The 10,952-nt window shown below is 60.1% G+C and carries 7 protein-coding genes and 1 pseudogene; 7 read left to right on the top strand and 1 reads right to left on the bottom strand.

The window, feature by feature from the left end:
- Positions 1-4,408: Ulp1 family isopeptidase (locus A3AU_RS0130890; protein ID WP_081709729.1), on the top strand; the 4,408-nt coding region annotated here is incomplete at its 5' end.
- Between the two features lie 121 nt (positions 4,409-4,529).
- Positions 4,530-5,097, top strand: a pseudogene (locus tag A3AU_RS1000000138460) (IS66 family transposase); the annotation flags it as partial.
- Here A3AU_RS1000000138460 and virG read toward each other — a convergent pair.
- Complete coding sequence (gene virG, locus A3AU_RS0130880; protein ID WP_027033428.1) at positions 5,073-5,798, bottom strand: two-component system response regulator VirG; 726 nt, start codon at positions 5,796-5,798, stop codon at positions 5,073-5,075. The pseudogene A3AU_RS1000000138460 and the gene virG sit on opposite strands and share 25 nt — an antisense overlap.
- A gap of 958 nt (positions 5,799-6,756) precedes the next feature.
- On the opposite strand from virG, the gene A3AU_RS0130875 reads away from it, so the two are divergent.
- The 5 genes from A3AU_RS0130875 to virB4 all read left to right on the top strand — a co-directional run bounded on the left by A3AU_RS0130875 (position 6,757) and on the right by virB4 (position 10,946).
- Positions 6,757-6,981, top strand: a complete 225-nt coding sequence (locus tag A3AU_RS0130875; protein ID WP_027056325.1) for a hypothetical protein — start codon at positions 6,757-6,759, stop codon at positions 6,979-6,981.
- 107 nt (positions 6,982-7,088) lie between these two features.
- A complete protein-coding gene (locus A3AU_RS0130870; RefSeq protein ID WP_027056324.1) occupies positions 7,089-7,871 on the top strand; it encodes a type IV secretion system lytic transglycosylase VirB1 in 783 nt (260 codons plus the stop codon).
- 74 nt (positions 7,872-7,945) lie between these two features.
- Positions 7,946-8,251, top strand: coding sequence for a pilin major subunit VirB2 (gene virB2, locus A3AU_RS0130865; protein WP_245235629.1), 306 nt, complete (start codon positions 7,946-7,948; stop codon positions 8,249-8,251).
- Positions 8,251-8,577, top strand: coding sequence for a type IV secretion system protein VirB3 (locus tag A3AU_RS0130860; RefSeq protein WP_019856520.1), 327 nt, complete (start codon positions 8,251-8,253; stop codon positions 8,575-8,577). Before virB2 ends, A3AU_RS0130860 begins: the two co-directional genes overlap by 1 nt.
- Positions 8,577-10,946 carry a type IV secretion/conjugal transfer ATPase VirB4 gene (gene virB4, locus A3AU_RS0130855; RefSeq protein WP_027056322.1) on the top strand — a complete coding sequence of 790 codons (2,370 nt, stop codon included), beginning with the start codon at positions 8,577-8,579 and terminating at the stop codon, positions 10,944-10,946. Before A3AU_RS0130860 ends, virB4 begins: the two co-directional genes overlap by 1 nt.
- The last annotated feature ends 6 nt before the right edge of the window (positions 10,947-10,952 follow it).

Here is a 10,952-nt window from a genome sequence, read left to right as displayed (position 1 = left end):
CGAGGACTCCATAAACGTTTCGTTCGCCGTCCCCAAAGACTTCTCCCATGGGACTCAACGCGTCCCAGACGCAATGCTCTCTTTCTTGGACCGCCCTGGCCCCTTGCCGGATGCTAGCCAAGCGCGGCAAGCGGGCTTTGAGCAGCACGTGGCCGAGCCGCGCCGAGCCGACCCTTTTGCGAGTGGCGCCCGTGCTTCCCGCTATCACCATCTGTCCGACGAACACCGGGACCTTATTGATAGAGCGATCGCCCACTCCCAGGAAAAATATGGCGAGACCACGGCCCGAAAATACACGTTTGCACTTCGCCGGTTGGCGAATGATCTCAGCGCTCGTGGCCAAGCGACCGATCTAAGAAATCACAAATCCCTGGTCGATCACGTCGGTGCCTTCTTTCCGAAAGACGTTGATATGAAGAGCGCGTTGAAGGCCCTGCGTGCGTATCATGAGCCGGGCTATTCAGCGACTGCTGGCGGCCCTGCTGCCAGCTATCCCCATCTGTCCGCCGAACACCGGGATGTTATTGATAAGGCGATCGACCGCGCTGCGGCTCAGCAAAACCAGAGCGCGGACACGCTGCGAATATACTCGAATGCGCTTCGCCGATTGGCGAATGATCTCGGCGCTCGTGGCCAAGCGACTGATCTAAAAAATCACCAATCCCTGGTCGATCACCTCGATACTTTCTTTCCGAATGACCAGAGCATTAAAACGGCGTTGAACGTCCTACGTGCGTATCATGATCCGGGCTATGCAGCGACTGGCTGGTGGCCAGCGGCGGTGCCTTCAAAGCCAGATGCGCGTATCTTGGAAAAATTAAGCAGTGACAGCGAGTTGGCCTTAAGCACCCGTGTCGTCTATGGTCGTCTTCTTCGCAGATTTTCTGAGCAGCTTGAGAGTCGGGGCCAGACGATCTCTGGGCTGGATCACAATTCGCGGACCGAACTCGCCGAGGCGTTGTTTCCAGGCAACAAGAAACTCCGCTTGGCGCTGCAGCGGGTTCACAATGCGGAGATTCCCGAGGCCTTGCGGCCGCTGTTCGATAATCGAGCTCACAAGCCGCCAACCAATCCAGAGGAGCTTCTGCGACTGGAACAGGAGTTCCGCGAAGTGCTTCAGCAGCGGCAGGATGATCAAGCCGCCTCGTCTTCGCTCAGCAACCCAGGGATGCGTGCTGGACCGGAGGACCCCAATAGAAGCGTGTCGGANGCTTTCGCAACATCTGGGCACGCCGGAGTTCAGGCCGCCGCNCCGCCAGTCTTGGCTGCCAGCCAACAGCAGATCCGGCCCTCGCCGGATGCGCTTGACCAGGGCAACCACCTGCCACCCCAGGGGGGCATCATCAACAANGAACATTCCACAGCGCTGTTCCGGCCAGCGAAGAGGCAGAGGGCCCTGAATACGCCGCAAGCCGCCGCCATTCAGCAGCAGCCGCGCGAAATCGGCAATTCAGGCGGCCGCGTGCCGATGCAGCCCCCCATGCGGCAATTGGGTGAATTGCCATTGCAAGGGGTACCGGTTCAAGGGACAGGGTCCGAACACATCGGAAGGCTGCATGCGGAGGCCGCGCCCTCCGCAAGGGCTGAGGCACCCCCCGCTGCCATCGAGAACTCCATAAACGTCTCATTCGCCGTCCCCCAAGGCTTCTCCCATGGGACCCAACGCGTCCCAGACGCGATGCTCTCTTCCTTGAACCGCCCTGGCCCCTTGCCGGATGCTGGCCAAGCGCGGCAAGCGGGTTTTGAGCAGCACGTGGCCGAGCCGCGCCGAGCCGAACCTGTCGCGAGTGGCGCCCGTGCCACCGGCTATCCCCATTTGTCCGACGAACACCGGGACCTTATCGATAAGGCGATCGCCCACGCTGCGGCTCAGCAAAAATATAGCGAGAGCACGGTCCTAAAGTACAGGTATGCACTTCGCCGGTTGGCAAATGATCTCGGCGCTCGTGGCCAAGCGACCGATCTAAAAAATCACCAATCCCTGGTCGATCACCTCGATGCTTTCTTTCCGAAAAGCGATGATATGAAGAGCGCGTTGCACGTCCTGCGTGCGTATCATGAGCCGGGCTATTCAGCGTCTGTTGGTGCCCCGGCTAACCGCTATCCCCACTTGTCCGACGAACACCGGGACGTGATTGATAAGGCGATCGCCCATGCTGAGGCTCAGCAACACCATAGCGCGCCGACGCTCCGAATATACTCGTATGCGCTTCGCCGATTGGCGAATGATCTCGGCGCTCGTGGCCAAGCGACTGATCTAAAAAATCACCAATCCCTGGTCGATCACCTCGATACCTTCTTTCCAAAAAACACTGACATAAAGGATATAAGGCCGGCGTTGAACGTCCTGCGTGCGTATCATGAGCCGGGCTATTCAGCGACTGGCCGGTGGCCAGTGGCGGTGCCTTCAAAGGCAGATGCGCATGTCTTAGAACAAGTGACCAGTGACAGCAGCTTGGCCCCAAGCACCCGTGTTGCCTATGGTCGTAGTCTTCGCAGATTTTCTGAGGCGCTTGAGAGGCGGGGCCAGACGATCTCTGGGCTGGATCATGATTCACGGATCAAATTCGCCGAGGCGTTGTTTCCAGGCAACGATTTTCTCCGCTTGGCGCTTGAACGGGTTCGCGATGCGAAGCCTGCGTCAGACAGGATCGTGGCGGACGCTTTGGCAGCGGCCGGCTCTGGGCACGCCGGAGTTGAGGCCGCCGCCCCGCCAGTCTTGGCTGCCAGCCAACAGCAGATCCGGCCCTGGCCGGATGCGCTTGACCAGGGCAACCTCCTGCCACCCGAGCGGTTCATCATCAACAATGAACATTCGACGGCGCCGTTGCGGCCGGCGGAGAGGCAGGGGACTGATAATCCGCAAAGCATCGCCATTCAGCAGCCGCCGAGCGAAGGCGGCCGCGTGCCGATGCAGCCCCCCATGCGGCAGTTGGGTGAATTGCCATTGCAAGGGGTACCGGTTCAAGGGACAGGGTCCGAACACATTGGAAGCCTGCATGCGGGAGCCGCGCCCTCAGCAAGGTCCGAGGCGCCCCCGGCTGCGATCGAGGACTCCATAAACGTTTCGTTCGCCGTCCCCAAAGACTTCTCCCATGGGACTCAACGCGTCCCAGACGCAATGCTCTCTTTCTTGGACCGCCATGGCCTCTTGCCAGATGCGGAAAAGCCGGAATGGCACTTCGATATTAATGGTCACGGCTACACCGCCCGGAGGCCGGAGGGGGGCAACGACGTTTGGCTCCTCCATCGCGGAGCGATAAGGGAAGCTGGAGCGGCAGCAGTACCGGCAAGGGCTCCGGGACCCGCCTTGCCAGCGACCGCCAGGCTCTCAGACACCCATCTCGGGGTTCCGTTGGTCGATCTGACCACCTCCTCCGATGCACACATCGAAGCCCTTCCGTCAGGCTCGTCCAATCTCCCCCGGGGGGCGGTGCTCGGGGCCACCCAACTGCTGGGCGACGAACATATCCAGAGGGATTACGAATTCCTCGAGCAGCAGCTGCAGCAGGCCGATCCAGCGCTCGCCGCCCGGACGCGGCTGGTCGATCCGTCGGTCTCCCATCTGCTGCGCCACATGGAGCAGCAAGACGCGCGAGGCACATTGCAGTCGATTTATAATCGAAACGCCGGCCCATCCGACTTCCTGTTCGTGCCAGTGAACGATGGGGTGGGTATTGACCGCGGCACCCATTGGTCGCTGCTCCTCGTAGATCGCCGCGATCCGGAAAGAGCGGTCGCCTATCACTACGACTCCATCCAGCAAAATGAACAGCGATACAACGACGCGCCTGCACGAAAGCTCGCTACAAGACTGGACGCGACCCTGGTAACACCCGACATGGCGCAGCAGAAAAACGCTGTTGACTGCGGCGTCTTCGTGGTGGACGGCACGCGCGAGCTGGTTCGTCGATTGGCGAACGAAGAGCGGCCAGACCAGCAGCTGCCGCTGCACCTCAACTACCTCGTCGCCGATCGGCAGGCGCTGCAAAACCGACTGAGAGAGGGCCGCTTGCCGCACGAGCTTGCCGCAAGCCCCGCCGAAGCTTTGGCAGCAGCCGGGTCGCAGGTGCAACACGCCGCGTTGCAAGAGCAGCAAGCCAGACAGGTCGCGCCAGCGCCGTTGGAACGGCACTTGGGCCAGACGCGCGAGGCCGAGGACAAGCTGACGAGTACACTGCACAGGAGCAACCGCGTGAACAGCGGGGGCGTCATCATCAACACTGAACGTTACACAGCGCCGTTGAGACCGGCGAAAAGGCAGAGGACTGACAATTCGCAAAGCCTCGCCATCGGGCGGCAGCCGAGCGACGCAAACACAACGTCCATCGGCCAAGCCTCCGATCAAGCCCGAGCGGACCTCATGGCTTCCTTCAGGAGCAGAGAGCGCTCCGACGCTGGGCGTTGAGCTCGACGGCTAAGCAGAACAGCTCTTTTGGCGACGGAGAGGCTGATGCGATCTCCGGACCGGTAGCTCTCGCCGCAATTGATCAGACTGGCACTGTTGGAAGGCGATGTAGGCCTGGAACTCGCCGATCGCCAGCGAGGCGCTGAGACGATCGCCCACCTCAATAAGATCGAGGACGATATCCGCGGCCGACCGGCCGATGAACGCCGTGCGACGCGTCGGGAAAATAGCCGCGCTATTGTCGCCATCTTGAACCTTGGCTGCGTGAAAGCTCGGCCTGATCGGTCAGAAGACCAAGGTCGCCAAGGCAATCCGCTACACGCTCTCACGCTGCGAAGGCCTCTCGCGCTTCGTTGACGACGGTCGCACCGAGATCGACAACAACACCGTCGAGCGCTCAATCCGTCCGCAAGAACGCGCTCTTCGCCGGCTCGAACGGCGGTGCCGAACACTGGGCGGTCATTGCGTCGTTGATCGAAAGCTGCAGGCTCGATGGTGTCGAGTCACTCGGTTATCTCGCCGACGTCCTCACCACCAGGATCGTCAACAGCCATCCCAGCCAGATCGACGAGATGCTGCCTTGGGTCAGACATCCAGGCGCCGAGCTAAGGGCCGCCAGAAAACACCGCCACGCTTCATCAGCCAATCTCCAGAATAGCTCCTGTCACGCGGCCAAGGTGCCTCCGTAGCTAACGTCTACGTCAGCGTTGAAGAAATACCCTGCACCACGGCATGTCTTGACTAGCCTTGGATTGGCCGCATCAGCCTCCAGCTTTCGGCGCAAGCGCAAGATTAGGACATCGATACTTCGATCGTAGACCTCTTCTCCACGCACACGGCTCGCGAGCAAAAGCCGTTCTCTGGATAGGACATTGCGGGGGTTCTCCAGGAACGCGATCAGCAGGTTGAACTCACATGCGGTAAGCTTGACTTCGCCACGCTCCGCACAGATCAGTCGCCGCTGCTTGACGCTGAGCTTCCAGGCTCCGAACCGAAATGAGCGATGATCTTTCGTTCGCGGACTGGAAATGCGCTGGCGTAGCCCTACTCGAATGCGGGCCAAGAACTCGCGCAGCCCGAAAGGCTTGGGAATGAAATCGGTTGCGCCGAGCTCCAGCGCAACGACTTTTTCCGCCTCATCAAGCCGGTCGCCGCTGATCACTATGATGGGTAAATCCGATTTCGTCGCGAGGTTGCGGACGATGGCAAGCCCATCCTCCCGGCCGAGGTTGAGGTCAACAACCACGAGATCGACTGGCTCATGCGATAGAACGTAGTTAAACTGCTTGCTATCGTTGACTGCGGTCACCTTCAAGGCATGCATCATGAGATACTGGGAGATGAGGCGTCGCATTGCGGCATCATCGTCAATGACAAGAACATGTTTCAACGGCTCACCTTCAATCTTGAATCCCCTTGTCTAAAGCTGTTGCCGAGCAACCCTTGGGGCACCGACGCAGGACAGCTGCCCCTTGCCACTCGCCGGTGCGTGCGGCCAATGTGAGGCCGTTGCTCGGCCTGGTCTTTTCATCCACAGCGAATTGACCGCATCCAGGCAGCCGGTGGCCACCACACAGCTGCAAGCGCCGGTATGACCCTGCCGAGTGGTCCTTCGCTTATTCGCGAGCTCCGCCGTTGGTGTAGGCCTGCCAACACCACTTGATTACGACGGCACGGACGCCCGGTCGCTTGCCATGTCCTTGCATCTTCTTCGCGTTTCTGGCGCTTGCGGACCTGGATCACCTCGAAATCCTCCCGCTCGTGCGTGCGGCTCCGACGCGGTGGAGCACCGCGGCGGTTGACTGATCGCAGAGGCGGTTGGCCGAAGAACGGCCGTGATTCGCTATAGTGGCCTTGTGCCACCGGTATGTCTCCTGCCCAAGGCAGGTCATTGGGAGGTGGCCGGCGGCGCCAATCCTGTTCCCGGCGATCGGCAGGTCCGGTTACGGTTACGGTTACCTTGCGAGCTAACATTTCTCAGTTGATGCAATACCTTCCTTTTGAGCCTGTCACTGTACTTGTCGAGAGCGCTGTCGGACTGCGTCAATCCGCCTGCGGTTTCTGCCGATGGGACTGTGCGTGACCCACCAGTTCGCGGCGCGGCCGAACAGCTGAACCAGGTCTCGCACCAGGCCGGCTGCGCCGCCACGTCTTCCCAGTTGACCCTCGTCCCCGCGTATTTTGCGCCTCCGACGAGCTTCGCGGACGAACTCGCGGTTTCAACCAATGCCTGAGTATGCAGGGCGCATGGCTGTCTCTTGCAACAACGGCAGCATGCCGCAACATTGGGCAGCTCGGCGCCCTAGTCGGTTCTCGCGTTCGATCGACCCAAGCTTCCGCAGCCTGAGATGAACCCGCCTTCCTTCGGCCAGGCGCTGACACAAGATTCCATCACCGCCCATGCCAAGTCGCAGTTGACGCTGCAGGAGCAACGGACGGCCGGGGCGGGCAATCCCGCGCAGGAATGGTCCACCACGATGGTCGAGATGTGCCGGCTGATCGCGCCCGCGCAACCCGCGCATGCGCAAGGTGCCCATGCACCCGGACATGAACAAGCTCTTTGCTTCAGTTGAAACCGAAAAGCTGAACTTGAACATCACGCAGTAACAAACCTGCCCGATAAGCGCGTGCCGGACAGGGCCAGAACCGGTCCGGACGCTTGGAAAGGTAGGGGATAGGAATGTTCATTGCAGCTTGGCCGCTGGCCATCGCCCTGTTGACATCCATGTCATTCCCCGCCGAGCCCGCGCCACTTTCGCCCCGTGAATTCCACCGCCTGTCGCGCAAATGCGCTCCCTGGGTTGCGCCGTCCACGCTCGCCGCGATTGCCAAAATTGAAAGTGGCTTTGAAACGCTGGTGGCTCATGACAACACCACAGGTGAGCAGCTTCGCTGGATAGACCGCCTGGAAGCGACGCGGGGCATCAAGAACCGCCTCGAAGCACAACATTCTGTCGATGTCGGATTGATGCAGATAAACAGCAAGAACTTTTCCTTCCTCAATCTCACGCCGGAAAAGGCTTTCGAGCCCTGCGCCTCGCTATCGGCCGCCGCCCACTTGCTTGAAAGCCGGTATGCCGGCGGCACGACTGCTCCGGCGCAGCAACTGGCGCTTCGCCGTGCCATCTCGGCCTACAACACGGGCGACGTCACGCGTGGCTTCACCAACGGTTATGTACGCAAGGTCGAGTCAGCCGCAAAGGACATCTCGAGTCACCCCGAGCCAACCCTGGAGCCGACCGCTCAAGATGCGCCACACCTTGAGGCACCCGGTCGGAAAGCCGTGCCGCCTCTGCTCCAACAGAGCCAACAGGCCAATGGAAAGCAGCCCAAACGAAATTCTTGGGACATCTGGGGCTCGTATGAGTCAAACCGCTCCGGGGCCGATCCCTCCGGTCCGACAGGCAGCCAGGCTGCGGAAGAGCGGGAATCCTCGAACCCGAACAAACTCGTATTCGATTGAACCATGGAGATACAATGATGACGCCACTCAAAATACTTCGTGCGCTTAAAACGCGTGTTCCTTCGCCTTTTTCCATGCTGCGCACGGCGGCTGAATATGGACCGGCCGCTGCTGCAGGCGCCGCGTGGACGGTCTTCTCCATCGGGCCAGCCTCGGCTCAGGTGACCGGAGGGACGGATCCCGCCAAGATGGTCCAGAATATCTGCACCTTCATACTTGGCCCCTTCGGACAATCACTGGCCGTGCTCGGACTCGTGGCCATCGGCATCTCTTGGATGTTCGGTCGTGCTTCACTTGGCTTGGTTGCGGGTGTCGTTGGAGGGATCGTCATCATGTTCGGCGCCAGCTTCCTGGGCAAGGCGCTCATAGGCGGTGGCTGATGAGCGACCGGTTGGAAGTGAGCACCCTCTATGTGGCGGCGACACGCCCCGCACTGTTTCTGGGGGTGCCGCTGACGCTGGCCGGATTGCTGATGATGTTGGCTGGTCTCGTCATCATTGTCCTTCAAAACCCACTTTATGAAATCGTGCTCGTGCCACTCTGGTTCGGGGCACGGCTGGTGGTTGAGCGTGACTATAACGCCGCAAGCGTCGCGCTCCTCTATTTGCAGACTGCCGGCAGAAGCGTGGACGGGCCGGTCTGGGGTGGCGCGAGCGTCAGCGCCAATCCGATCAGAGTGCCGAAACGCGGAAGAGGAATGGTGTAATGTTTGGCGCCAGTGGCCGGACCGAGAGATCTGGCGAGATCTATCTTCCGTATGTCGGTCATCTCAGCGATCAGGTTGTCCTGCTGGAAGACGGATCGATCATGGCCATGGCACACGTGAACGGCCTGCCCTTTGATTTGGAAGACGCAGAGATGCGCAATTCGCGCTGCCGCGCGTTCAACACTCTCTTGCGCAACATCGCGGATGACAATGTCACGCTATACGCTCATCTTGTGCGCAATAACGATGTGCCGGAGCCGGCATCGCGCCAGTTTCAAAGTGCATTTGCTGGCAGTCTGAGCGAGGCCTATGAGCGCCATGTGCTGTCGGGCAAGCTCTTTCGCAACGATCACTTCCTCACTATCGTCGTGTCCCCCCGCACCGCAATCGGCAAGATAGGCTGGCGCATTGCCAAATCCCCCAGACGGAATGACAACGATCTGGCCACACAAATGCGAAGCCTGGAGGACCTCTGGCAGATCATTGCTGGCTCACTCGGCGGTTACGGTCTGCGCCGGTTGGGTATTCGCGAGAAAGGCAACGTGCTCTTCACGGAAATTGGTGAGGCGCTTCGGTTGATAATGACTTGCCGGTTTCTTCCGGTTCCGATGGTTACCGGCTCGCTTGGCGCCTCGATCTACACTGATCGGGTCATCTGCGGGAAGCGGGCGCTTGAGATTCGAAGACCCGGGGATAGCTCCGTGGGATCATTGTTTTCGTTCCGTGAATATCCGGCGACGACGCGGCCAGGCATGCTAAATCCCTTACTGTCCGCCAACTTCCCGCTTGTCCTGAGCCAGAGCTTTTCCTTCCTCACTCGGCCACAAGCTCATGCGAAGCTTAGCCTTAAATCCAGCCAGATGACGAGCGCCGGCGACAAGGCTCTCACCCAGATCAATGAACTTGCCGAGGCAGAGGACGCACTGGCAAGCAACGAGTTCGTCATGGGTTCGCATCATCTGAGCCTGTGCGTCTATGGCGACAGCCTCAATAGCCTTGCAGATCGCGCAGCAAATGCGCGCGCAAGGCTGGCCGACACAGGCGCCGTTATCGTCCAAGAGGGTATCGGCATGGAGGCCGCGTACTGGTCCCAACTCCCGGGGAACAACAGGTGGCGCACGCGCCCCGGGGCGATCACCTCGTACAATTTTGCCGGGCTTGTCTCATTTGAGAACTTCCCCAGCGGTTCCAGCTCCGGCCACTGGGGCAAAGCTGTTGCGCGCTTTCGCACAAACGGTGGAACGTCTTTCGACTACATCCCCCATGAGAATGACGTCGGCATGACGGCGATATTCGGACCCGTCGGCAAAGGCAAGACGACGCTGATGACCTTTATCCTCGCGATGCTTGAGCAAAGCGTGGTCGATCGCAATGGTGCCATCGTCTTTTTCGATAAAGACCGGGGTGGTGAACTGCTGGTGCGAGCCACGGGAGGGACATACCTTGCGTTGCGCAGAGGCGCTCCGAGCGGCTTGGCCCCTCTGCGCGGACTGGACAACACCTCCGCCTCGTTGGACTTTCTGCGCGAATGGCTGATGGCCCTCATCGAGAGTGACGGCCGTGGTCCGATCTCGCCGGAGGAAAGCCGTCGACTGGAACGTGGCATTCTTCGTCAACTTTCGTTCGAACCCGCCATGCGCTCACTTGCGGGCCTGCGCGAATTCCTGCTGCACAGCCCCTCGGAGGGCGCGGGAGCACGGCTGCAGCGGTGGTGTAGAGGGAATGCGCTTGGATGGGCCTTTGACGGCGATGAGGACGAAGTCAGGCTGGATGCCTCCATTACCGGCTTCGACATGACGCAGCTCCTGGAATTTGAGGAGGTTTGTGCGCCGGCCGCCGCATATCTTCTTCACCGCGTGGGCGCTGTTGTCGATGGCCGTCGGTTCGTCATGAGCTGCGACGAATTTCGCTTCTATCTGCTCAACCCGCAGTTCTCGGCTGTTATCGACAAGTTCCTGCTCACCGTCCGCAAGAACAACGGCATGTTGATACTCGCAACGCAGCAGCCTGAACACGTGCTTGAATCGCCCCTCGGAGCCAGTCTCGTTGCACAATGCATGACCAAGATCTTCTACCCATCACCGACGGCCGACCGGGCCGCGTATGTCGATGGCTTGAAGTGCACCACGCAGGAGTTCGAGGCAATCCGCCAGGGAATGGCAATTGGCAGCCGCAAGTTTTTGCTCAAGCGCGAGAGCGGGAGTGTTGTTTGCGAATTCGATCTTGGCCAGATGCGCGAGTATGTAGCCGTACTCTCGGGGCGGGCCAACACCGTGCGCTTTGTCGACCAGCTTCGTGACCAGCACGGAGATGCCCCAAGTGCGTGGCTCAACAAGTTCATGACTCGTTACCACGAAATTCAAGACTGACGGAGG

The organism is Mesorhizobium erdmanii USDA 3471, assembly GCF_000472705.1.
Classification (GTDB): Bacteria; Pseudomonadota; Alphaproteobacteria; order Rhizobiales; family Rhizobiaceae; genus Mesorhizobium; species Mesorhizobium erdmanii.
The sequence above is the reverse complement of the archived record's forward strand: the minus strand, read 5'-3'. Positions and strand labels throughout refer to the sequence as shown.